This window comes from Enterococcus sp. ZJ1622, from assembly GCF_011038845.1.
Taxonomy (GTDB): Bacteria; Bacillota; Bacilli; order Lactobacillales; family Enterococcaceae; genus Enterococcus_B.
Genome location: NZ_JAAKDW010000019.1, coordinates 1 through 22,919, shown reverse-complemented (window position 1 = coordinate 22,919; position 22,919 = coordinate 1). Strand labels below are relative to the sequence as shown.

The window sequence follows — 22,919 nt, the reverse complement described above, 5'->3', positions numbered from 1 at the left end:
AGCATGGCAATACAATCACAATTTCATAAAGATATGTCAAAATATGAACCGCCTTTTATAGGAAGTTTCACAAAAAGACAATTAAAAATGGGAATAGGAATGATTCTAGGAATGGCTTTGATTATTGCTGAAGCAATATTTATTCAAGGAATTTCGTTTTGGATTCTATCAATTATTACGGCAATTCTCTTTTTAAGTTATCCAGTCTTAGTTGGTCTTGGAAAATGGACTGAAATTCAAAAGGGAATAGAATTCTCTGTCAAATATCAAGAACGCTTCTATCAATCAGGACAAATACGGAGGTATGAAAAACATGAATTTATTCCGAAACAAGAAATCAAAGAAACTGACGAATTTTGAGAAAAGAAAAAAAGAACGTTTAATCAAACAAGCAGCTACTACACAAAATACGATTAATTATACCAGTAATTTTCAGTCAGGCCTCATGCACATTGTTGGCAATGAATATTCACAAATGTATGAGTTAGGTAACTTAGATTATGAAGTTGCTAGTGAAGACGATCAATTAGAAATTGTTGTCAGCTATGCCGAAGCTTTGAATTCACTTGATAAAAACTCACGTTATCAATTATTAGTTTTAAACAAACGAATTCAATCGTCTGTTTTGGATGATATTCTTTTACCTTATGAGTCGGATGGATTTGACTTGTATCGATCTGAGATAAATACGATTATTGCTGACCGATTCGAGCATGATCAAAAGAACTTTGAGATTAAAAAATTTGCGATCTTTTCTACAGAAGCAAAAGATCCAAAACAAGCTAGTAAAAGACTTTCAACGATGTTCCGGAATTTTGAAAAACGTTTCAACGAAACAGATGTTGATCTTACTATGAAAAAATTGGATGGACTTGAGAGATTAGAGCTGATGGCTGGTATTTTGTGTCCTAATAAACATTTTACTGTTGATTATAAGGATATTGCTTTATCTGGTCTATCAAGTAAAGCTTTTATTGCGCCGAATCGATTCCACTTTTTTGATGAACATTTCAAAATGGATAACAAGTTTGGAAAGATTCTATATATTCGAGAATATCCTAAGCACTTAGAAGATAAGCTGATTCATGAACTATGTAAGTCAGGAAGGGAAATAGCTATTTCAATTCATGCTAAGTCTTATGACATGACAAAATTCAAGAAAGATTTAAGAAACAAAGCTGCGTTGAACAAAAAAGACATCGTTAATCAGCAACGTAAGAATTTCAAAGATGGATTATCGGAAGACATGGTTTCTGGTCTAGCAGCTGAAATTCAATCAACTACAGAAGAAATTACGAATGAATTGAGAGAAAACGGGCAAAAAACCTTCTCAGGTATTTTCACTGTATTCTTGGTAGAAGACACGCTAGAAGAATTGAGATTAGCAGCAAAAGAAATCAAAGATATAGCAGATACGTGGCATGTCGAATTTGACGATGTTTATAAGATGCAGGAAGAAGCATTAAATACGATTTTACCAATTGGAAAACCGTATTTAGATGTGGAAAAAAATTACATGCGAGATATGACTACAAGTAATGTGGTCACACAAATACCATTTACAAATATAGAATTGCAAAGTCCTACTGGTCAATATTATGGTCAGAATCAAATGAGTAATAACATGATTACTATTGATCGGAAAAAAGATTTGATCACGCCGTCTGGTTTAATTTTAGGATCTTCAGGTTCAGGTAAAGGAATGACAGTGAAATGGTCGATGATTTTTAGCTTATTGAAAAATAGAAATAATCGACGTGAAAATGTGATCATTGTAGATCCTGAAAGTGAATATTTGCCAATCGGAAGAGCATTCGGTGCACAGATATTGGAAATTTCAACAGGAACAGAACACTATCTAAATATTTTAGATATGGCTGATCAGCGATTTCTAGATCAAGAAGATAAAAAAGATGATTTAGTAAAAGAAAAAGCGAATTTGCTTGTTAGCTTATTTGAATCAGTTCTAAAAGATTTTTCTGATTTAGATGCGAGTATTGTTGACCGTGTTACTCGTGAGACATATAAGGTATTTTCAGATCGTCAATACACACCTACGCTTGTAGATTGGTATGAAATTTTGAAGAAACAACCAGAAGTCGAAGCTAGACAGCTAGCGCTCAAAGTTGAGCCTTATGCCATTGGTTCACAAGACATATTTGCTCATCAAACAAACATTGATTTGAGCTCTCCATTCATTATTTTCAATATTAAGCATTTGGACGAACACATGAAACCATTTGCTATGAAAGTCATTTTGGATCAAATTTGGAAGCAAGTTGTTATGAATCAAGGGAAGTTAACGACATATTTATACTTTGATGAATTGCAGTTGAATTTTGATACGGAAGCAAATGCGTCATGGTTCATGAAATTGTGGTCACGTGTAAGGAAGTATGGGGCAATTCCTACAGGAATCACTCAAAATATTTCTACACTTTTAGAAACATCGGAAGGACAAAAAATGATTTCAAATAGCGAATTTATTGTTCTGTTGCGACAAAAATTAGTTGATCGAGAGCATTTACAAAGAGTGATCAAGCTTCCACCAAATCTGACGAAATACATTGGAGAGAAAGTCCCGAAAGGAACAGGTTTGATTTCAGCAGGAGGCGTTGTTGTGCCCTTTAAGAATCCTATTCCTGAAAATACAGAATTGTTTGAGTTGATGAATACGGACGCTAATTGAGGAATTTCTTATGAGTAAAAAAGACAAATTCAATCATTATGAAAAGGAAAAAGCAGAAGGAAAGAAAAATTCTTCTGCTTTTTCTAGTTATTCATCTAGTAGGGAAAAGGCAAAATTTAGTATTAATAAAGACTCTGATAAATACCAAGGAACGCGTAATAGAGTAAAAATTCATCCAAGTGATTCTAAAAGTGTTCGTGAAAGAGTGAAACTTGGGGTGAAAGAGAACGCTACCTTAAATCCTAAAACAGCAACGAGAAATAGTCGGAAAACCTATAAACAAGCAAAGAGACATTATAGTCTGAAGAAAAAAGAGGCACAAGCGGATCGAAAGTTAGTTCATGCTTTTTCAAAATCTGCCCCAGATGAGTCAAGTAGTATACGAAAAGCATTTGATTACTCGAAAGAAAAACTGGAAAAGAAAGCAGAAGAATCAGCAGTGGCTGCTAAAGACAGTAGAGTTGATCGTAAAGTTGCTAAAAAAATCTATAAGCGTACCAAGAAAGCTGATCCAACAAGATTAAATAATGTAGCAAAAACAACAACGGTCGCATCTGCTCGCCGAAAAGTAGAGAAATCTGCTGGGCAAGACGATATTTTGGGTGAGGGAGTAAAAATTCGCCAAGGAAGCCGACAACGCACACACATGTACCAATCAACAAAATATTTAGTCAAAGGCTCTCATAGAGTTACTATAAAAGCAGGAAAAGGTACTTATGGGGTGGCTAATCGTTCCTATAATTTTGTTAGAGGAAGAGGATTTCAAAAAACGCCAGTCGAGCATTCAAAAGTACGTCAAACAGCAAAAAAACTAAGAAATTTCAAACATCGTCTAAAAATGAGTCGATTGGGACGTACGGCTTCGAGAATCACTGGAAGTATTGTTCGTGTCGTTAATGCGCCATTAAAATTGAAAAATGCAGCAATAATAGGTAGTGTTCTTCTTTTCTTAATGTTCTTGTTTGCGATTTTCGGCTCTTCAATGCCAAGTACAATTTATCAAGATGAGTTTGATTTAACTGACTCTTGGACTTATATGACAAAAGAAGATGCTGAACATAGTGATGATACGTATTTGTTTTATACGAACTTTGATGATGTTATGTTTTATATGAATTATAAGTATGAGGATTATAAAATGACAGACCGAATTGCTTGGTATCGTTTCAAAACATTTCAAGAATATTTATCTGATCTATGGAAAGATATGAATAATTTAGAGGGGGACTATACGTTTACCTCTATGGATGACCTAATGAAGGATAAAGATTCGCCCTATTATTTAAAACCAGAGGAATATGAGGAACTTCGAGAGCTAGTCAATGAATTTGGTTATTTGATGAGTAGTTCATTAAGCTTTCCGTATGAAACCGACAGTTTACCAATTGCTAGAAGATATGGGTATGAAGTAGCTGGAGAGCAACTGGTTCTTCATAAAAACATACAGGTGAAGGTAGAATCTAATAAAGATATTTTAGCACCCATGAGTGGAAAAATTCGATGGACTCAGGATCAAAAGCAGGTAATTATAGAAAGTGAAGAGGATCAAAGAATTTTTCTTACAGGAGTTACTGCTCCACGACATGAAAACAATCAGACTGTTGAGTCAGAGGAAACGATTGGTCGTGCCTCTGGTGACGTAATAACCATATCATATGAAAAATATGATACGGAACAGAATAAGTGGCGACGTGTAAATCCTGCTTTTTATTTTCCTAAAGTGACTTATCTGCAAACTACAGTTATAACGGAAAATTTTGAACCAGAAGGAGATCGTTTAAAGAATGCGAAATATATTCGTACTCAACTGAAAAAGCTAGGCTATGACGACAAAGGAATTGTGGCAATGTTAGGAAATTTTGATGTCGAAAGTTCTATTAATCCTAAGCGAGCAGAGGGAGACTATCTTTCTCCACCAGTTGGGGCCTCAAAAGATTCTTGGGATAATTCAGCTTGGTTGTCTATGGGCGGAATGGATATTTATGGGAAGTACCCTAATATTTTACATCGAGGGTTAGGATTAGGTCAATGGACCGATACAACGGATGGTAGCACACGCCATACATTGTTACTGGACTTTGCCAAGCAAAAGAAAAAGAAGTGGTATACATTACCATTACAACTAGATTTTATGTTGAATGGGGATACGCCAGGGTATCGAACAATATTGAAAAACACGTTAAGTGCTAAAGCAGGGGATACCGTTGCCGAGCTTACTAGATATTTTTTGATGAGGTGGGAAGGCAACCCTGGAGATAAACTTCAAGAACGCATTCAAGCAGCTGAAAATTGGTATCAATATTTCACTCGTACTGCAGGTGATGGAAATTATATTTTACCGATTGATCCACCGAAAATTAGTTCTTGGTATGGGAATCGATATTTAGGCGGATCTGTAGATTTTCATAGAGGACTTGATTTTGCATCTACTCAAGGGACTCCTGTTAAAGCGATTGCCGATGGAGAAGTTATTGCTGCTGAGTATCACTATTCTTGGGGGAATTACGTTCGAATAAAACATAAAAATGGTCATTGTAGTTTGTATGCTCATAATTCTCAACTGAAAGTTAAAGTTGGTGATCAAGTGAAGCAAGGAGATATCATAAGTCTTGTAGGGAATACAGGAAATAGTTTTGGTGCTCACTTGCACCTTGAGTATTCTACTTCCACGGATTTATCCGTTAATAGTTTGATGGATCCAGCTGTAATTTTGGGCATAAAAAAATAATGGATTAGGAGGGAAAAACGGTTAAGGACCATGCTTGAAAGAGAGGGCCTTGACTTTTTTATGTATAACGAAAAGAGAATACAGATATTAAAAAAAGCGATTTTAATCGGAGTTGCTGCGATTTCAATTGTGTTTGGTTTTGTATTAGGACAAGCGAGTCCGAATATGAAAGAAAATTCGGAAGAGACGAAAAAGGCGGAAAAAATTGAGCAACAAATTCAAGAAATGTCAGACGAAAAATTATTGGAAACTGAAGATGTTGAAACCTTCTTGATTGCCTATTTTACTAAGCGGGATCTTGGCGAGAACCGTAATCGATATAAACCGCTTATGACTGAAGCAATGTACAAGCAAGAAACAAGCAACGAAGATTTACCGATTAATCAAGCCTATAAGGGGTATGTGATCAATCAAGTGTTTGATAATGCAACTATCTACATTGACCCATTAGAATCCGTAGCAATTGCTCAAGTACAATATCATAACACACAACTTTTAGAAAAAGGCACGACAAAAGGAGCTTTGATCGATAATAAAGAAGAGGAAACATTAAAAATTACCTTCACGAAGCAAGGTGACAAATATTTAGTTCATGCGATTGAAAGTGTCCTATTGACTTCTACTGGTGTCAGAAGTTCAAGTAATACGTATGAGGAAGTTGAGTACCCAGAAGAATCAACATTCACAGATGAAAAACAGACAGATAAAAAGACATCTGATTCGACAGAAAATCAATCAACGAAGGAATCCGTTGAAAGGAACGAACAGTTAGAAGGGAGTGTACAGTAAATGGCTAAGTTGAAAGATCTTGAAAAGAAGCAACAAAAAGTTGAACAAGAACTAGAAAAAGCCAAAATAGGTTTAGAAAAGGCAAAAAAACTGGTAAAGAAAAAAGAAGAAGAGTTGAAGTTTTTAAACGCAGATCTTATCTCTAGTCTTTTGGTTGAAAATGATATGACTATGTCAGAATTAACCGCTATGTTCTCAGAAAATAATGGTCGAATAGATTCAAAAGAAAGTATGGTTCAGGAGGAATTTGTTCATGAAACTATTATCACTACTAATGAATCGTAAGAAAGAGATTTTCGAATTTATTTCTGTAAAAAACTTAGAATTAGAAGAAATTACGAGTGTGTCTGAACTTATTTCTTGGGTAGAACAAGAAAATGCACGCCTTTTTGAACGAGGGGAATGTGGTTCTGTTGTAGCAGTGAAAAAAAATCATAAAGGAAAAACTTTATTTGCAACTAAAATCGACTTACCTATATCTCTTGAAACAGATTTTGATGAGCATTTGTATGAATTTTATACAAAGAAACCAGTACCGTTTGATCAATCTATCTTGAATGTGGAAGAAAAAACAGAACAAGAGTCTATTTCTGTTGTTTCTGCTCAAAAAGAAGTAGGAGATTATGCCCCAGTACCTGAAATTCTAGATAGTCCCTTAGAAGAATCTGAAGAAGAAAGATCAATTCATGAAAAATCTTCTCTCGAGAAGGATATGAACATGGAAGCGATTGAACATTCGAATACAGATTTTGAATCAAAATTACCTGTAACGGAAGTTATTTCAGAAATTAAGCATTCAGATTTGGTTTCTGAACCTTTAACTAAAGAATCAATGTCTGAGGAAATGAGCAAACTAACAATCATTGAGCGAGAAGTAATTAAGCAACCGACTCCTTTTACAGCCAAGAGTTTTGAACAGCGGTTAAATGCCTTTATTGATCAAGAGTTGAAGAATATTCAGAATGAAATCCAGTTGATCGATAAACGAGACTTAATTGAGACAGAAGTTTCCTCGACTGTTCGTCAAGAGGAAGAACGTATGTTGGAACTGATTGATCAGACGCTTACAAATCAACGTGTAAAGGCAATTGAAGAAGAAAATTTAAGACATCAGAAGGAATTAGAAGCGATTAATGCATGTTTTGAACAGGAAACACAGAAGCAACGTATGGATACAATAAGACAATATGAAAAAGAAGCGAAAAAACGGATTATTGAAGAATATCAACGTCAAACGGAAGAAATAGAGCAGATTGTTCAACTTCGGATATCTATGTTCCAAGAAAGGCGAGAAAAATTAGGAGAAAACTTTGAAAAAAATTTAAATACAATTCTTAGTACGGTTCAACAAGGAAATCAAGTATCTGAAGAAGATTCGGAGCATTTGAAGCAAACAAAAAATAGTCCACCGCTACAAACTGAGAGTATGGAAGATCGGCAAGTATTGATGTAATGGCGTTTAGTTTGATATTTAACTTCGTTTACAATTCAAAGTCTATGGAATTAAAAGAGGCGACAGTTGCAATTCTAGCAACTGTCGTCTTTTTTAGTTGAAAGAGGGGATTATGAGTGGATCAAAAAGAAACGATACATGAAATTTATGTGAAAGGAGTTGTCACTCTGAAGGCATTTTTTCAGTCTTTATTGATTATGAATGATAAAGCTGAATTATTGGCTGAAAAAGTATTGAATCGTTATTCTACTGGTGAAACTAAGCTATATAAATTGCTAAATCAATCTGATCCAGTGAGTGTCCAATTTCTTTCTCAAAAAGTAGATTTAGACAAAATACGCACGTATTTAAATCAACATGATATTTCATTTGCGTTTAAACAGGATGAGAATGGGGTAAAAATGTATTTTAAAACGAAAGATCAGCAGTTACTTACAGAAGCTTTAAAGCCGATTTTAAAGGATATTACGAAAGATTTGGATAGTTTTTCTCGTAAAGTATTAAAACGCCCTGGAACAATGAGTTTTGAAGAACGAATTGCTTATGCACGAAAACACCAAGCAAAATACACGGGTGTTCTTTCAAAGGCACCAAATTTAAAAGCCCCTAAAATAGCGAAATAGGAGGAAATCATGCAACATTATAAGAAACCTTTTAAACCGTATTTTTATTTTTCTATTGTGTTAGCAATTATCTTTTGGGCAGGGAGTAATTGGATTCTGACTCTTCCAATCTCAGATTTTTATGAAAAAATGAATTTTGTTCTTTCTACGGAGGGCTTACAACACTTTATTCATGGGTTTTTAACCTATTTATTAATGTTTCAACCATTAACGATTATAGCTAGTATGACAGGGTTCTTACTTGGTATGATGGCTTATTCTTATCGGAACGATAAAGGAATTTATCGACCAAATGAGGAACATGGTTCTGCACGCTATGCAACGGAAGCTGAAATGCAGAAGTATTCGGACAAAGATAAATCATACAATATGATTTTATCTGAGCGTGTTTCAATGGGATTATTGAACGAGCGATTGCCTTATTCTGTACAACGGAATAAAAACACTTGTCTTATCGGAGATCCAGGCTCGGGAAAGACACGTTATTATATTAAACCGAATATTATGCAAATGAATGCTAGTTTTTTTGTGACAGATCCCAAAGGATTATTAGTTGGAGAAACTGGGCAAATGTTAAAAGATCATGACTATCAAATCAAAATATTTGATCTTGCGCGATTAACCAATAGTGATCATTTCAACGTATTTAATTATATCCATGATGAATTGGATATTGATCGTGTGTTAGAAGCAATAACAGAAGGAACTAAAAAAACTGAACAACAAGGGGAGGACTTCTGGATTCAAGCAGAAGCCCTTTTAATTCGTGCCTTCATTGCTTATTTATGGTTTGACGGTCAAGACAATGACTATACGCCAAATCTTTCCATGATCGGAGAAATGTTGCGGTTTACGAAACGAAAAGATCCTAAGGTACCAAGTCCAGTGGAAGAGTGGTTTGAAGAACAGAATCAGATTCGGCCAAATAATTACGCCTATAAACAGTGGACCTTATTCAACGATTTATTTGAAGCTGAAACTCGTGCAAGTGTGCTTGCGATAGCATCAGGTCGCTATTCTGTTTTCGACCATGAGCAGGTTGTCGATATGGTCAAAGAGGACACGATGGAGATTGAAAGTTGGATAGAGAAGAAAACAGCTGTTTTTGTGATCATTCCTGAAACGTCTGCAGCGTATAACTTCTTATCTGCTATTTTTGTTGCAACAGTGGCAGAAGTTCTACGCTCTAAAATAGATAAAGTTCTCACTGGAGAAACAAAACTACCTGATGATATGAAGTTACTTCCATTCCGATTTTTACTTGATGAATTTGCGAATATCGGTCGTATTCCGAATGTTGAAAAATTTTTATCAACATTTAGAAGCCGAAATATGTCGATTGTAATTGTTTTACAAGCGCTTGACCAGCTGAAAGGAATGTATAGAAACACTTGGGCATCTATGGTAACGACTTGTGCTAGTTTACTATTCTTAGGCGGAGAGGAAGAAGCTACCATGAAATATCTCTCGCAAAGAGCTGGAAAACAAACGATTTCTATTCGTAACCATAGTGTAGGAAGTCGATCTGGAGGTTCGGAAAGTCGTCAAAGACAAGGGAGAGATCTTCTTACACCAGATGAAATTAGCCGAATTGGAGGCGACGAATGTTTGGTTTTTATATCAAAAGAAAATGTATTCAAAGATCGCAAATACTCATTGGAAAATCATCCGATGGCTGATCAACTTGCAAATAGTCCAAAAGATTCGAATTGGTATCGCTACAAACGTTATCGAAATGAGGTTGAAAAACTATTTGATCAAACGAAGGAACCTGAAGTCATTGACTACGGCACAGTTGAATCTGAAGCAAGTTAAATAAGGAGGAAATAAAATGACTCGAACGCATGATGAGCGCGAAAAGCAGTTAAAAGAAGCACGACAAAAAGACATTATTGCAGTTGCAGAATCACTTGGTATGGCTATTGGAGGTAGAGGCTCTCACTTGTATTGGGCTGAACATGATAGCTTTCGTTTTTATTTGAAAAAAAATTATTTTTATTGGAATTCTCGGCAAGTAGGGGGTGGTCCAATTGAGTTAGTGCAATTAATGAAAGAGTGCAGTGTGAAAGAAGCGATTCAGTTTTTGAATGATCCTACCTATGAGATAGGTCAAGCAGTAGTTAGAAAAGATGAAACAAAAGAATTCAACTATTTTATGAAAGATCATACAAAAATGACTCTTACAAAAGATTATTTGGTGAAAGAACGAAAAATCAGTCCAGAAACTGTTGATTTCTTTATTCGTCAAGGGTTGTTATCACAAGCAACCTATCGAGATCCACGAGACGGTAAAACGGAACCAGTAATGGTATTTAAATCTAGAGATCGTAAAAATAAAATTACCAGTGTTTCATTGCGTGGTCTTTGGAAGCAAGAGAAGCATGAAGGGAATGGGTATCTTCGTCGTGTATTAGGAGACGGATACACAGGACTAACTTTAAAAGTAGGAAATCCTCCTGAAGGGGCAGAAATTTCAAAAGCGCGCCCGTTACGAATTATTGCCTTTGAAGCACCTATCGATTTGATGAGTTATTACGAACTGTATAAGGAAAAATTAGGCGATGTGATACTACTTGCGATGGATGGATTGAAAAAAAGCACGATAGCCAAGCTTTTGGCTAATCAGATGAATGTCGATTTATCTGAAGAAGAAAAGCCTGAGTTTATTGATACGCTATCAAAAAGAATGAAAAGGAATGATTTGATTCAACTTGTTTTGGCTACAGATAATGACTCAGCAGGCAAGGAATTTATTCATCAATTCCAGAATGTGCCTTTTTCCGTTAATACTCCCTTACCACCACTAGAGCCAGGACAAAAGAAAAGCGATTGGAATGATGTGTTAGTTCGAAAAAAATCAAACCAAGAAAAAAAGCAATTAGAAAAGGAGGGTCTTTCTATGGAATCAAAAAACGTAATAAAAAAACATTCACAAGAAGGAACCGTTTTAGAAAATTTTACCTCATCGAAAATCGAAGAAGCAAATAAGGCAATTGTTCGGGAAGTTGAAAAAAGTTTAGAAGAGACTGTTTCAGAATTAGGACAACCAGCAAATCACTATCTGTCAAAAGATGAAGTTCAAAAAATGTTTGATGAACATTTTTCAAAAATTGAACAACTACTATCAAAATATATAAATAGTGTAGATGAAATAAAAGAGCCAACGATTGAACAAGCAGTAGAAGTCACAGAAAAACTCTCCCAAGAATTGAAACATCAAAATGAACGTTTTACTGATACATTAAGAACCGCTCTAATTATGAAGAAAAATGATGTGGTTTATAACTTACAAGAACATGTAGACGATTTTCGTTTGTTTATAAAGAATGGCATTAATAAACGTATGCTTCGGATTAATGACTTGATTAAACAATTTGCGGAAAAAATAGAACGTAAATTTGCGATTGAAGAAAAAATTCATCGGGTACATCCAAATGAAAAATATCAACAATGGAGTACGAACAAAAGTGAATCAGCAATTACTTCTGAGGAACAGAACAAAACAATTGATGGTAAAGAGCATAAAACTACTATTCATTTGACTAACACTAAAAAGAACAGACCAAAAAATAAATTTGAAGAGCGTGTTGAACGAGCTAGAGCAAAACAAGCAATCATAGAGAAAGAACAAGCAACTCTTTCAAAAGAAACACCTGAAGTTAAAAAAGGCTCTACTAGAAAAAAATAAAAACATAGAGAGGAGCAACTTTTTGAAATGCAGCAACTTACGAAAAAAAATGAACAGCCAACAATTCAAGAATTAATAAAATCAAAAAACTATAAGGGATTGTCTATGCATTTAAAAGAAGGCATAAGTGCTTATCTTGAAAGTGATACTTTTAAAAACTATCTGAATTTTATTTCTCAATTTCATAAATATTCTTCAAAAAATGTTCGCTTGATTTTGGAACAGAAGCCAGATGCACGTTATGTTGCAAGTTTTAAAAAATGGAATGAAATGGAGCGAAAGGTAAAAAAAGGTTCAAAAGCAATTTATGTCTATGCGCCAAGTACAGTTATAAAAAAAGATAAAGACGGGAATCCTGTTAAAGATGAAAATGGAAATATCATCAAAGAACAGCGATTTTTTTTGGTTCCTGTGTTTGATGTTAGTCAAACACAAGGAGAAAAAGAAATACCAAAACCTGTTTATCATTTAGAAGATAATTTAAAAGACCCAAAACGTTTCTCACAATTATTTAAAGGATTAAGTGAATTATCCCCTGTGCCAGTGAAAATTGAAGCAATAGATTCTGAGGCAAATGGATTCTATCGTGTGGAAGAAAAAGAGATTATCATTCAAGAAGGTTTAGGTCATGAAATGACATTGAAAACGCTTGCTCACGAAATTGCGCATGCGTTATTGCATGCAGATTCACAAGTAATATTCGGTGATTCGACTTATCGTCAACAAGAATTTGAAGCAGAGTCGTTAGCTTACATTATTTGTAATCATCTTGGAATTGATTCTAGCTCGTATACGTTTGGTTATCTTTCTTCTTGGACAACGCAAGGAAAAGACATTGATTTATTTGCGGAATCATTGGAACGAATCACACAACAAGCGCAACAAATGATTGATCACTTAGATAAAAAAATGACGATCATTTATGGAATTGATCCGCCAGAAAATAAATTTGAAGAGCGCTTAGCACTTGCGCAACTAAAAAGACAACAAGAAGAAAAAGATTTATCGGTCAGAAAAAGACCAGAAGTCAAAAATGAAAGTAGTGTATCGTCAGAAACAACATCTGAAGTTAATCAATCCACTGAAGTCGAAGAGACACAAGAGTCCCCAAAAGTGAATCGTCCTCAGTTGACGCATTGAATAACCGACTGAGGACGACGAAAAAGAAATTAGTAACAGGAAAAAATAAGGAGGGGGAAGAAAATGACCAATGAAGAATTTGAATTTATCTTAGCTCAGGTGTTACTGATAGATCCAATGAGTGATAAGCCAAAAATTCATAGCAAACGAAAAACGATGCCAAAACAACAAATGTTACGACGACTTGAAAAAATGATTCAGGCTTATGAAGAAGCTGAGGTGGACGTGGACTTAAGTTTGTACAAAGAAGCAGTTGAACGAATAAAGTCGATTCGTTCGGACAGAGAATACCGAGGTTTGATTCAGGAAATTGTAAATTGTTATGATCCTGAGTATGGGGTTATGGAAGAAACTCATATTCAGAATTATTCGTTTCCAGAAATTCAAGATGAAGAAAAAACAAATGAGAACGAAAAATTAATTTCAAATAATTTGTTACTCGATGAACAAAAAAGTCAATCACAGGAGAATTGGTTTCGCTCAATGATGAATTCTTGTTTTGGAAAAATGAAATCAGAGTAATTATTTTGTAGGCGAAACGGGGATTGGGGCAGGCCCCAAAAATTTAAAAGGAGCTCGATTTTTATCGAGTTCCTTTTAAAATATCGTAAGTGTGGCCACACTTGCCATGCTTGCAAAAGGTGAAAAACGTCTGAGCGTTTGAGGAAAAAATTTGTTTTTCCTCAAGAGGGGTGCAGGGGAGAAGCTCGGTCGCCCCTGCCGGCTCTAAAAAAGTTGTGGATTTTTGTTTTCGTTTTTTGAGTGCAGATTATTTTTATCATGTGATAAAATCCTCTTGGAGGTGTTTTTTCATGTTTGATAAACTTAATTTTTTCAAAAAAAAAGATGAGTTGCCTAGAGAAATTTGTCCAGAATGTGGTGGAACACTGATTGTGAGAAATGGAAAATATGGGGAATTCTTAGGATGTAATAATTTTCCTAAGTGTAGGTTTACAAAGGATATTCGAGAAGAAATTCCTTTTGAAGAATTAAGCGTGTCTATTTTAAAACATATTAATATTATTAGTGGTGAACAATTTTGTTTTAGATGTAAGAACAAAACAAGAGTATCTGGCCTGGGATTATTAAATGATGAAACTCAATTTTTAACTAAGTCTAATCTAAAAATTGCAGATTATGGTTTTGATGTTTATATTGTTCCGTGGTCAGAAATAATTGATCAATTTGATGATAATTTTAAAAGTTATATTCATGATCACTATGGCATTGAACGTAGATTTTCAAGAACGATTGGAGAATCATATTATGCAAATACGTGTAAGCACTGCAAAGTGATTCAAGGAGATAATTTTGTATATAAGGATACTGGACATGGTTCACCATTCAATTATTTCAGTAAAGAAAATTTGATAATTGAACAAATAAAAATATTATCCAATGAAAAGATAATTTCATGTTTTTTTGATACGGTGAATTCTCCGGTTCTTTATTACTTACCACGTTCAGAGATAAAAAAATCAAAATATTTTATTCAATAAGTTTTAGAACACAGCATTGTGTTCTAAAACTGTAGAAAAATGGAGTGGCTTAATTGCCAACTCCTTTTTTTTCTATAGTCTGATTCGTTTTTCTTTGAAAAAAGAACTTTGTTTAAAAATTATTTGAAAAAGTGAATTTTATAATTTCTAAAATCATTTTTATTTTTTTTATTGTAGCTAATTTTGACAATTCTAAGAAAGGTCGATTCAAAGTTGAGTAAAAAAATTAAGCGTAGAAGACCAATTGAAAAAAGAATTCGTTTTAATTCTGAAGAATGGAATTACTTAATTAAAAAAATTAAACGAAGTCCTTTTAATAATTTTCAAAATTTTGCAAGAATACTTTTGATCCAAGGTGAGATTCGATATGTAGATTTTTCTGATTTAAGACGATTAGTTAGTGCCGTCAATCGAGTTGGAAATAATATCAATCAAATTGCTCGATTGGCGAATCAATTTCAGGAAATTTCGCAAAAGGACATTGAGAGTCTTACTGAAGAAGTGAGTAGTTTAAAACGATTGGTTGAAGAAACACTAAAAGAAGAAATCAAGAAAGAGCGAAGTGTTTAAGCATGGTTTATACAAAAGCAATTCCAATCCATGGAGTAAAGCATTTGAGTCAACTAGAAAAATATATCGAAGATGCCATGAAAACAACTGTGGATGGAGAGAGTAGCCACTTGGATCATTTATTCAATTATATTGCTAATGAGAATAAAACAATGAGTAAGCAACTTTATTCGGGATATCAAATCATTGATATTAATAATGCTTCCAGAGAATTTTTGTTAACCAAAGAAACTATGTCAAAACAAAAAGGAACGGACATAGAATTTAATCCAAAGATCGAAAAAATGGAATGGAAACAAGCGAATATAGAAAATGGAGGTGGGAAAGGAAAACCAGTTTTAGGTTATCACCTCATTCAATCATTTTCTCCAGACGATAATTTGACGCCTGAACAAGTTCATGAGATTGGGCGTAAAACAATTTTGGAATTTACAGGCGGAGAATATGAGTTTGTGATTGCGACTCACAATGACAAAGATCATTTGCACAATCATATATTTGTCAATTCGACAAATATGGTGACGGGGAAATCAATGAGGTGGGAAAAACCTCAACGAAAAGATGGAACGACTTGGAATAAAACCAAAGAAGAATTTGAGCAAGTCTCAGATAAAATCGCGTCAAAGTATGGTGCAAAAATTATTACGAAGTCACCGAAAAACTCGCATAAGAAATATACCAAATGGCAGACGGAAACAATCTATAAAAGCAAAATCAAATCACGTCTTGATTTTCTGTTAGAACATTCGTCTGATATCAATGATTTTATTGAAAAAGCAGCGGCACTTCATGTATCAGTTGATTTTTCTAAGAAGTGGTCCACTTTTCGTTTGTTAGATGAACCGCAAATAAAAAATACGAGAGGAAGAAATTTATCAAAACGAGATCCAGAAAAATATAATCTTGATCGAATTGAACAACGTTTAAAAGAAAACGAAGGGAGTTTTTCTATTGATGACGTCGTGGAACGCTATGAAGAAAAAGAACAAGCGATTAAAAATGATTTTGATTACCTGGTTAAACTTGAAAGTTGGCAAATCGATCATGTAACTTCCAAAGGAATTTACTTAACAATCGATACAGGTGTAACAGAAAGAGGACAGCTATTTATTGGAGGGTACAAACTTGACCCATTGGAAAACGGGGAATATAATTTTTATTTTAAGCGAAGTGATATGTTTTACTTTATGAATGAGAAGAATTCTACTAAGAATAAATATATGACAGGTGAAACGCTTTTGAAGCAACTGAAGTTATATAATGGAACAATTCCATTACGGAAAGAACCACTTATTTCTAAACTGGATGATATTATTGCAGCTATTAATTTTTTAGCAGAACATGGTGTGAACGATAGTAAACAGATGGTACAGCTTGAAACAAAGTTGGAACGATCCTTAAAAGAAGCAGAAGCAAAGCTGAAAGAATTGGACCAAAAAATTATTGATTTGAATCAATTATCAAAAGAAATATTAATTGGAGAATCAAAGAATCGACGCTCAGAAGAGTCTGCATTGTCTTTTGATGAGATCAAAGAAGAAGTAAAAGCTGTGAAATTGAGTAAAGAAATTCTCCAAAACACATTTAATGACATTGTAAAAGATCTTGAATATTATCGTGAGATCCGAGCAGAATCAGAAAAAGAATTAGGGGCGGAAAAAAATTATCGGTTATAATGAGTAGTAGAAATCTTTATTTAAGAGCATTAACAAAAGAAACAGACGAATATTTGACAATTCCTACAGATTTTAGACGAACACAATTTGACGCAAATTAGATGTATTACTACATGGCTGATGATTGGGATGATCATATGTCTGATGTTGAGTATTCTCTGCGACAGTTTGTTTCTTTTGCAGCTGACTACGCTAAGATGTCTAAATCGAATAAATTTGAAGAACGTGTTCAAAGAGCGAATGAAAGGAAAAATAGCTTTGAGATAGGAAAAAATGTACTAGAAAATACAAAAATAAACAGAAATAATTTTAATGAAAAAGTATTGGTGAGTATTAATCAACCAATGCTTTTTTGTTTTGAAAAAATAGGGTAAAAATTACTGAAGTTTTTTTGTTTATTATCGCCTCCACATAAAAAGTATAGTCAAAGGAATGACTTTATTCAATTGACGAATGTTTTTTTGTCAAGGAGGGAATATGGAATTATTTGATGTTACAAAATATCAGTTGCCGTCTGAAGATATTGTTCAATGGGAAAAAACAAAAGAAAAATTAGGGATCTTTCTTTCTGAATATAAGAGTTCACGAGAAAAAATGGGAATTCCAACAAACCCTAAAATTCAAGAGCAATATTCTTTTTTACACAAAGAAAATGTTTCAAAAGAATTGTTTGATGATCCGTCTTATCAAGAATTTTTATTCCTTCATAAGATTTTTTTGACAGGATATTTAGCAATAATTCACCCTTATAAGCCAGAAATAACGGAACGAAGGAGAAAGATCTTTCTTTTGAGGTATTTGTATGGGTTATCTGTTTCTCTTGTCAGTGAAAGGATTCATTACCAAAAAAATATTATTTTAAGCGATTCAAAGCAAGCGTTGATTCAATTTACTTCAGCTTTATATTTGATCGTGCTAAAACAAATAAACGGACAGAAAGTAGATGATTCTTGTGGAGATTGATGATCTTTCTTATGAATTATATAAGATTAGAAATTTAGTAGAAAATCCGTTGATGAAGGAAAGAATTTCTTATCAAGTTTGGTTGATAAATAATAATGGAATAATTATTCCTGGGAATGAAATGGGGAAATATGCGTTACCTATAACAATGCTTCTCGAAGATCTTCAGCAAATTGAAAGAATAGAATCTAGTTTTGTGGCTAATCTATCGAGAAAATTACAACAAGAAATACAAAAAGAAGGAGTAGGGGAGTTCACTTTAGAAGAACTTAAAAATTACGAGTTTAGAGTTCAAAAAAAACATTTTTATCCAGGAGTAGACAAAAAGCAACATAAAAAAGGCTCGAGAAAAATTTAAACTTTTAGTCAACTTTTTCGTTCATTTTGACCAACAGTGTGATTGTTATTCTTTTTTTACAAGCTTGAATAAACGAAACACAGCTGTGGGAAAGGCAATGGATGAGAAAGAAAACACAATCTTTAACTTTTATCGATTTATTTGCAGGTGTTGGAGGTTTTAGATTAGGAATGGAGCGAGCGGGTCATAGATGTGTAGGTTTTTGTGAAATTGATAAGTATGCGAGACAAAGTTATAAAGCTATATTCGATACAACAAATGAGGTGGAAATGCATGACATTACAAAAGTATCAGATGACACTATTCGAGGATTCGGACATGTCGATATTATCACCGGAGGATTTCCGTGCCAAGCTTTCAGTCTTGCGGGGAAACGAAGAGGTTTCGAAGATGTTAGAGGAACTCTCTTTTTTGAAATTGCACGCTTCGCACATATTCTGCGACCAAGCTTTATATTCCTTGAAAACGTCAAGGGATTGCTTAATCACGAAAGAGGGACTACGTTCGAAACAATCCTCCGAACGTTGGATGGATTGGGGTATGACGTGGACTGGCAAGTGTTTAACAGCAAGGATTTTGTTGCACAAAACAGGGAACGAGTATTTATTATCGGATATTCTAGAAAATCAAGTGCCCGAAAGTTTTTACCTCTCACGGGAGAAAAAGAATCAACTAATCAAGAATCAGCAAAAATCAATCTAGCTGGTACAACGAACAAGAAAAATAATTTGAATACAAATATAAGAAAGCGAACCTATTATACAGATGGTTTAATCGGAACTTTGACAGCGACTGATTATAAGATGCCAAAAGAGATTGTTATAGGGAATGTGAATCCAAGTGGTCGAGGGATGAATGGACAAGTCTGTAGTTCGGAAGGACTTGCGCCAACATTAACAACGAATAAAGGAGAGGGAAATAAAGTGGCGATTCCGGTACTTTCTCCAGATAAACGAAATATACGTCAGCAAGGACGAAGAATAAAAAACAATCAAGAAGCTATGTTCACACTTACAGCTCAAGATCGACATGGAATTATTGTTGAAGGAAAGCTTGATGGAAATTATCGATCGTCTGTTACTGTCTACTCCACTGAGGGAATATCTCCAACGTTAAACACGATGCAAGGAGGAGGGCAACAGCCTAAAATTCTAGTTAAAGAAGCAACGAAAAAAGGCTATGCAATTGCGGAAGCTGGGGACAGTATCAATTTTGCTTATCCAAAATCGAATAAGCGTCGGGGACGGGTAGGTAAACAATCGGCACATACACTTGTAACAGGTGATCAACAAGCAGTCGTCACAAATGACTTTCAAATACGAAAGTTGACTCCGATGGAATGTTGGCGTCTACAGGCTTTTCCAGATTGGGCTTTTTTGGCTGCAAAATTTAATAGTAAAGAAATTGCAAGATATATTTTGGAAAATAGTTTAAATCATTATCAATGCGATTTTGAGCAGAAAATGTCAGATAGTCAATTGTATAAGCAAGCAGGTAATAGTGTGACAGTTGATGTAATCTACTACATTGCAAAAAATTTTCAACTTTTGTAGGAACATTCAGGGAAGCTTAAAGTACAATTTTGTTTTTATAGTATAAGTATCAAGACTTGAAAAAAAATGATTCAGGCCTGAATCGTAGAGGAGAAACCTATGATTCAATTAGATACGATTTACTTTGAAGACTGCTTAATTGGTATGGAAAAGATTGCAGATAATAGTATTGATCTGATTCTTTGTGATTTACCGTATGGTACAACTGCATGTTCCTGGGATACAATTTTGCCTTGGGACAAATTATGGAAGAACTATTTACGCGTTACGAAAGAAAACAGTGCAATTGTTTTATTTGGTGCAGAACCATTTTCGACTCAATTACGAATGAGTAATTGGAAAAATTATAAATATGATTGGTATTGGATAAAGAATACTGCGACAGCGTTCACTCTAGCGAAGAAACAGCCAATGCGTTCTGTAGAAACAATCTCTGTATTTTCTAAAGGGACACCTTCATACTATCCGCAAGGGTTAGAAAAAATAAAAACTCCTGAGAGCCAGATGAGGAAATACTCTGAAGGAACCGTCTATGAATCAAAATATTTAGCCGGAAAGGAGTATGTTCAAGAATTTACTGGTTACCCGAATAATGTATTGCGTTTTGACAAAGAATCAAAGAATACTTTTCATCCGACACAAAAACCTGTAAAGTTGCTTGAATATTTAGTAAAAACATACTCGAAGAAGGGGGAATTTGTCTTAGATAACTGTATGGGAAGTGGGACAACTGCAATTGCTTGTATCAATACAGATCGTCATTTTATTGGATTTGAGACAAATGGAGACTATTATACCAGAGCTATCGATAGAATAAAGAATAATGTGACGCAGCTAGAATTGTTTTAGTTAACTGGTAAAGAGAGAAATAAACAAAAAAGACAGTTATCCCAGATGAGATAACTGTCTCTTTTGTTATCGTAAAAGGAGTTTATATACAGTGTAATTATTGTAAGAAGTTAGTCTGAAGATATTTGATCTTCACGTTGTTTTAGCCAATCTTTTACTAATAGTATATCCTCGTCAGTTGCTAATTTTGTAATAAAATTCTTTGTAGCATATTTCTTATTTCTATATTGTTTTTCAGCAGCATTTTTTTGTTCATATTTCTTTATCGCTTTTCTTTGAGCTTCTGTTGTTTTGAGCGTTTCTTTCAAATACTCCACCTCATTTCTTCATTTAATATAACATAAAAAATATAAGAATATCCATATCATTTATCGACAATATATGGATATCCATATATAATTTGAGTATAAAGTTTGTGCTTAATGCAATAAAGGAGGAAATCATGAATTTAATTGATATATACAACGAAAGGACTTTAGAATATATCGGTTCTTTTGAAAAGACAGACAAAAATATCATTAATTTTGTAGCAAGTATACCCCCACACAAAAATATTCGATTAGTAGAATGTTCTACCGATAATTTGATACTTACTACAATCGGCAATTTTCTAGATTATGTACCGAATCAAGAGTGGTTACAAAAAATCCTAGCTCGATTAATCGAAAAACAAACTGGAAAACTGCCGATTGAAAAAGTTATTATTTACAATCGCTATGAAGAAATGAGGTAGAAAAAGAATGAAAAAACAAAGAAAAAGCTTATGGGGCATTTTAGCTTTTGTTGGATTGCTCGTGGTTGGTTCTGAATGGAATCAATCACCAGTAGATTTGAGTAAAACTTTTCGTGAAGTAACACAGTTTTTTGTTGATAAGCCAGAGAAAGAAGTTATTGTAGACAATGGACAGGAACAGGTAAAAACAGTCAATCACAATCAGCCAAGTTTTTCTGAAGAAGAGTTGTCTTTGAAAAACGGGGAATGGCAAAGGTTCTCGAACTTAGATGGTTTAAACCGCGTGGGGGAAGCAAATGCTATGTTACACAAAAGTATGATGCCTACTGAAGAACGAGAACGATTATATATTAATCCTACCGGTTGGAAACAAAAGAAGATGAAAAATGGCGATTATTTATATAATCGATGTCATTTGATTGGTTACCAATTGACTGGAGAAAACAATAATCCTAAAAATCTTATGACAGGTACACGTTCGTTTAATACTCCGTCAATGGTCGAGTATGAAAATCAAATCGCAGAATATTTGCGAAAAACAGGAAACCATGTGCGCTATCGTGTCACGCCTGATTTCCGAGGGAAAGAACTTGTCGCAAGAGGCGTACAACTGGAAGCTCAAAGTATTGAAGACAATCGAATTTCGTTCAATGTGTATATACACAATACACAAGAAAGTTATACAATCGATTATTTGACCGGTTCGTCAAGAGTAACTACTAAGGAGTGAAGAACATGTACCAATTTTCAAATCGAGAATGTTTTTGGGGAAGATATTTGATTCCAATCAATCAATTCAATCAACGATATCATTGGCCACCAAGCTATATTAAGTGTGATTGTTCCGAGTTGGCAGAACACCAAAGGAGAAGAAATCAAGGGCATTTCTACCCGACGTATATTTGGAAATGTTCTAACTGTAAAAGGCAGTATCGTTTGATTCGTGGGACAAGAAATTTCGAAGAGATAACCAAAAAAATTGAAAAAGGTTAATTAAAGCGATTTGACAAAAAACAGTCCTTATTTATCGAAATAAGGACTGAGGAATAAATATGAAAATTAATTAAAAGTATTAGCAAATTTATTGTAAACAAAAAGGAGAAAAAATTCAAGATGAATAAACGACTAATTGTTGCACTGATTTTAGTAAGCATGATCACACGATTGTTACCTGGCATGATTCAACTAGGACTTTTTTCTAGTTTATTCATTTATTTGTTTATGTCCTGGGATGAATATATGTACCACTACGGAACGAAAAAAAGAAGGGAGTTTTCTAAATGAAAAAAGGTGATTCAAGTCCACATGTGGATCTAATAGCTCCACATGTGGAAGAAAAAGTAAGAATTGATTGTTTAGTTTCAAGAGAAGTAAAAGAAATGTGGGATGAAATTGTTGCAAGAGATAGAGAAAAAAGCAATGTGCGGTATTATCCTGCTCATACGTTCGAACGAATCGTTCGTGGAGAATATCAGGTGATGAAATGGAAAGATGTCAATAAAGTAGACACAAAAAGAGCAGATACTTAAAGACTTTCAAAGTAAAGAGCCTCCTTTTCATTTGGTGTAAGCATATCTAATGTTCCATGAGGACGTTTGGTGTTATAGA

24 protein-coding genes are annotated in these 22,919 nt (G+C 34.2%); 23 read left to right on the top strand and 1 reads right to left on the bottom strand.

What is annotated here, in order from left to right; all coding sequences use genetic code 11:
• The first annotated feature begins 3 nt into the window (after positions 1-3).
• The 19 genes from G7Y42_RS13630 (at position 4) to G7Y42_RS13540 (ending at position 20,578) form a co-directional block, all read left to right on the top strand.
• Positions 4-360 (top strand): hypothetical protein, encoded by a 357-nt coding sequence (locus tag G7Y42_RS13630; RefSeq protein ID WP_165007310.1) that lies wholly within the window; start codon positions 4-6, stop codon positions 358-360.
• Positions 314-2,689 carry a VirB4-like conjugal transfer ATPase, CD1110 family gene (locus tag G7Y42_RS13625; RefSeq protein WP_165038304.1) on the top strand — a complete coding sequence of 792 codons (2,376 nt, stop codon included), beginning with the start codon at positions 314-316 and terminating at the stop codon, positions 2,687-2,689. Before G7Y42_RS13630 ends, G7Y42_RS13625 begins: the two co-directional genes overlap by 47 nt.
• Before the next feature lie 10 nt (positions 2,690-2,699).
• Positions 2,700-5,417: a phage tail tip lysozyme gene (locus G7Y42_RS13620; protein ID WP_165007250.1), complete on the top strand. Its 2,718-nt coding sequence runs from the start codon at positions 2,700-2,702 to the stop codon at positions 5,415-5,417.
• A 30-nt stretch (positions 5,418-5,447) separates the two neighbouring features.
• Positions 5,448-6,206, top strand: coding sequence for a hypothetical protein (locus tag G7Y42_RS13615; protein ID WP_206215470.1), 759 nt, complete (start codon positions 5,448-5,450; stop codon positions 6,204-6,206).
• Positions 6,207-6,491 (top strand): hypothetical protein, encoded by a 285-nt coding sequence (locus tag G7Y42_RS13610; RefSeq protein WP_165007253.1) that lies wholly within the window; start codon positions 6,207-6,209, stop codon positions 6,489-6,491. It begins immediately after the preceding gene.
• A complete protein-coding gene (locus G7Y42_RS13605) occupies positions 6,460-7,659 on the top strand; it encodes a hypothetical protein (protein ID WP_165007256.1) in 1,200 nt (399 codons plus the stop codon). The genes G7Y42_RS13610 and G7Y42_RS13605 overlap by 32 nt, the downstream gene beginning before the upstream one ends.
• 116 nt (positions 7,660-7,775) lie before the next feature.
• Positions 7,776-8,282: a DUF3801 domain-containing protein gene (locus G7Y42_RS13600; protein ID WP_165007259.1), complete on the top strand. Its 507-nt coding sequence runs from the start codon at positions 7,776-7,778 to the stop codon at positions 8,280-8,282.
• 9 nt (positions 8,283-8,291) lie between these two features.
• Positions 8,292-10,097 (top strand): VirD4-like conjugal transfer protein, CD1115 family, encoded by a 1,806-nt coding sequence (locus G7Y42_RS13595; RefSeq protein ID WP_165007262.1) that lies wholly within the window; start codon positions 8,292-8,294, stop codon positions 10,095-10,097.
• Positions 10,098-10,113: 16 nt separating this feature from the next.
• Entirely contained in the window at positions 10,114-11,970 is a 1,857-nt protein-coding gene (locus G7Y42_RS13590) for a DUF3991 domain-containing protein (RefSeq protein WP_165007265.1), read from the top strand.
• Between the two features lie 27 nt (positions 11,971-11,997).
• The gene (locus tag G7Y42_RS13585) at positions 11,998-13,110 is read left to right on the top strand and encodes an ArdC-like ssDNA-binding domain-containing protein (RefSeq protein WP_165007268.1); all 1,113 of its coding nucleotides are present in this window, start codon (positions 11,998-12,000) and stop codon (positions 13,108-13,110) included.
• Between the two features lie 63 nt (positions 13,111-13,173).
• Positions 13,174-13,632, top strand: a complete 459-nt coding sequence (locus tag G7Y42_RS13580) for a hypothetical protein (RefSeq protein WP_165007273.1) — start codon at positions 13,174-13,176, stop codon at positions 13,630-13,632.
• A gap of 290 nt (positions 13,633-13,922) precedes the next feature.
• Positions 13,923-14,609 (top strand): topoisomerase DNA-binding C4 zinc finger domain-containing protein, encoded by a 687-nt coding sequence (locus tag G7Y42_RS13575; protein ID WP_165038302.1) that lies wholly within the window; start codon positions 13,923-13,925, stop codon positions 14,607-14,609.
• A gap of 213 nt (positions 14,610-14,822) precedes the next feature.
• Positions 14,823-15,179, top strand: a complete 357-nt coding sequence (mobC, locus tag G7Y42_RS13570) for a plasmid mobilization relaxosome protein MobC (protein ID WP_206215477.1) — start codon at positions 14,823-14,825, stop codon at positions 15,177-15,179.
• 44 nt (positions 15,180-15,223) lie between these two features.
• Positions 15,224-16,855, top strand: a complete 1,632-nt coding sequence (locus tag G7Y42_RS13565) for a relaxase/mobilization nuclease domain-containing protein (protein ID WP_346773848.1) — start codon at positions 15,224-15,226, stop codon at positions 16,853-16,855.
• 113 nt (positions 16,856-16,968) lie between these two features.
• On the top strand, positions 16,969-17,229 hold the full coding sequence (locus G7Y42_RS13560) for a hypothetical protein (protein WP_165007547.1): 261 nt from the start codon (positions 16,969-16,971) through the stop codon (positions 17,227-17,229).
• 103 nt (positions 17,230-17,332) lie between these two features.
• Entirely contained in the window at positions 17,333-17,818 is a 486-nt protein-coding gene (locus G7Y42_RS13555; protein ID WP_165007544.1) for a transcriptional regulator, read from the top strand.
• Complete coding sequence (locus tag G7Y42_RS13550; protein WP_165007541.1) at positions 17,808-18,176, top strand: hypothetical protein; 369 nt, start codon at positions 17,808-17,810, stop codon at positions 18,174-18,176. The genes G7Y42_RS13555 and G7Y42_RS13550 overlap by 11 nt, the downstream gene beginning before the upstream one ends.
• Before the next feature lie 101 nt (positions 18,177-18,277).
• Entirely contained in the window at positions 18,278-19,729 is a 1,452-nt protein-coding gene (dcm, locus tag G7Y42_RS13545; protein ID WP_165007538.1) for a DNA (cytosine-5-)-methyltransferase, read from the top strand.
• Positions 19,730-19,828: 99 nt separating this feature from the next.
• Positions 19,829-20,578, top strand: a complete 750-nt coding sequence (locus G7Y42_RS13540; RefSeq protein ID WP_165007535.1) for a site-specific DNA-methyltransferase — start codon at positions 19,829-19,831, stop codon at positions 20,576-20,578.
• A gap of 110 nt (positions 20,579-20,688) precedes the next feature.
• Here G7Y42_RS13540 and G7Y42_RS13535 read toward each other — a convergent pair whose 3' ends face one another.
• Positions 20,689-20,886, bottom strand: a complete 198-nt coding sequence (locus tag G7Y42_RS13535; RefSeq protein WP_165007550.1) for a hypothetical protein — start codon at positions 20,884-20,886, stop codon at positions 20,689-20,691.
• A gap of 134 nt (positions 20,887-21,020) precedes the next feature.
• On the opposite strand from G7Y42_RS13535, the gene G7Y42_RS13530 reads away from it, so the two are divergent.
• The 4 genes from G7Y42_RS13530 to G7Y42_RS13515 all read left to right on the top strand — a co-directional run bounded on the left by G7Y42_RS13530 (position 21,021) and on the right by G7Y42_RS13515 (position 22,840).
• A complete protein-coding gene (locus G7Y42_RS13530) occupies positions 21,021-21,311 on the top strand; it encodes a hypothetical protein (RefSeq protein WP_165007532.1) in 291 nt (96 codons plus the stop codon).
• 7 nt (positions 21,312-21,318) lie between these two features.
• Entirely contained in the window at positions 21,319-22,041 is a 723-nt protein-coding gene (locus G7Y42_RS13525; protein ID WP_165007529.1) for a DNA/RNA non-specific endonuclease, read from the top strand.
• Between the two features lie 383 nt (positions 22,042-22,424).
• Positions 22,425-22,595 carry a hypothetical protein gene (locus tag G7Y42_RS13520; RefSeq protein WP_165007526.1) on the top strand — a complete coding sequence of 57 codons (171 nt, stop codon included), beginning with the start codon at positions 22,425-22,427 and terminating at the stop codon, positions 22,593-22,595.
• Complete coding sequence (locus G7Y42_RS13515; protein WP_165007524.1) at positions 22,592-22,840, top strand: hypothetical protein; 249 nt, start codon at positions 22,592-22,594, stop codon at positions 22,838-22,840. Before G7Y42_RS13520 ends, G7Y42_RS13515 begins: the two co-directional genes overlap by 4 nt.
• Positions 22,841-22,919 lie beyond the last annotated feature (79 nt).

Excerpts from the sequence above, each read along its gene's own strand:
- G7Y42_RS13630 (WP_165007310.1), top strand. The coding sequence starts at position 4 with ATGGCAATACAATCACAATTTCATAAAGATATGTCAAAATATGAACCG.
- G7Y42_RS13625 (WP_165038304.1), top strand. The coding sequence starts at position 314 with ATGAATTTATTCCGAAACAAGAAATCAAAGAAACTGACGAATTTTGAG.
- G7Y42_RS13620 (WP_165007250.1), top strand. The coding sequence starts at position 2,700 with ATGAGTAAAAAAGACAAATTCAATCATTATGAAAAGGAAAAAGCAGAA.
- G7Y42_RS13615 (WP_206215470.1), top strand. The coding sequence starts at position 5,448 with ATGCTTGAAAGAGAGGGCCTTGACTTTTTTATGTATAACGAAAAGAGA.
- G7Y42_RS13610 (WP_165007253.1), top strand. The coding sequence starts at position 6,207 with ATGGCTAAGTTGAAAGATCTTGAAAAGAAGCAACAAAAAGTTGAACAA.
- G7Y42_RS13605 (WP_165007256.1), top strand. The coding sequence starts at position 6,460 with ATGAAACTATTATCACTACTAATGAATCGTAAGAAAGAGATTTTCGAA.
- G7Y42_RS13595 (WP_165007262.1), top strand. The coding sequence starts at position 8,292 with ATGCAACATTATAAGAAACCTTTTAAACCGTATTTTTATTTTTCTATT.
- G7Y42_RS13590 (WP_165007265.1), top strand. The coding sequence starts at position 10,114 with ATGACTCGAACGCATGATGAGCGCGAAAAGCAGTTAAAAGAAGCACGA.
- G7Y42_RS13585 (WP_165007268.1), top strand. The coding sequence starts at position 11,998 with ATGCAGCAACTTACGAAAAAAAATGAACAGCCAACAATTCAAGAATTA.
- G7Y42_RS13580 (WP_165007273.1), top strand. The coding sequence starts at position 13,174 with ATGACCAATGAAGAATTTGAATTTATCTTAGCTCAGGTGTTACTGATA.
- G7Y42_RS13575 (WP_165038302.1), top strand. The coding sequence starts at position 13,923 with ATGTTTGATAAACTTAATTTTTTCAAAAAAAAAGATGAGTTGCCTAGA.
- G7Y42_RS13560 (WP_165007547.1), top strand. The coding sequence starts at position 16,969 with ATGGCTGATGATTGGGATGATCATATGTCTGATGTTGAGTATTCTCTG.
- G7Y42_RS13555 (WP_165007544.1), top strand. The coding sequence starts at position 17,333 with ATGGAATTATTTGATGTTACAAAATATCAGTTGCCGTCTGAAGATATT.
- dcm (WP_165007538.1), top strand. The coding sequence starts at position 18,278 with ATGAGAAAGAAAACACAATCTTTAACTTTTATCGATTTATTTGCAGGT.
- G7Y42_RS13540 (WP_165007535.1), top strand. The coding sequence starts at position 19,829 with ATGATTCAATTAGATACGATTTACTTTGAAGACTGCTTAATTGGTATG.
- G7Y42_RS13530 (WP_165007532.1), top strand. The coding sequence starts at position 21,021 with ATGAATTTAATTGATATATACAACGAAAGGACTTTAGAATATATCGGT.
- G7Y42_RS13525 (WP_165007529.1), top strand. The coding sequence starts at position 21,319 with ATGAAAAAACAAAGAAAAAGCTTATGGGGCATTTTAGCTTTTGTTGGA.
- G7Y42_RS13520 (WP_165007526.1), top strand. The coding sequence starts at position 22,425 with ATGAATAAACGACTAATTGTTGCACTGATTTTAGTAAGCATGATCACA.
- G7Y42_RS13515 (WP_165007524.1), top strand. The coding sequence starts at position 22,592 with ATGAAAAAAGGTGATTCAAGTCCACATGTGGATCTAATAGCTCCACAT.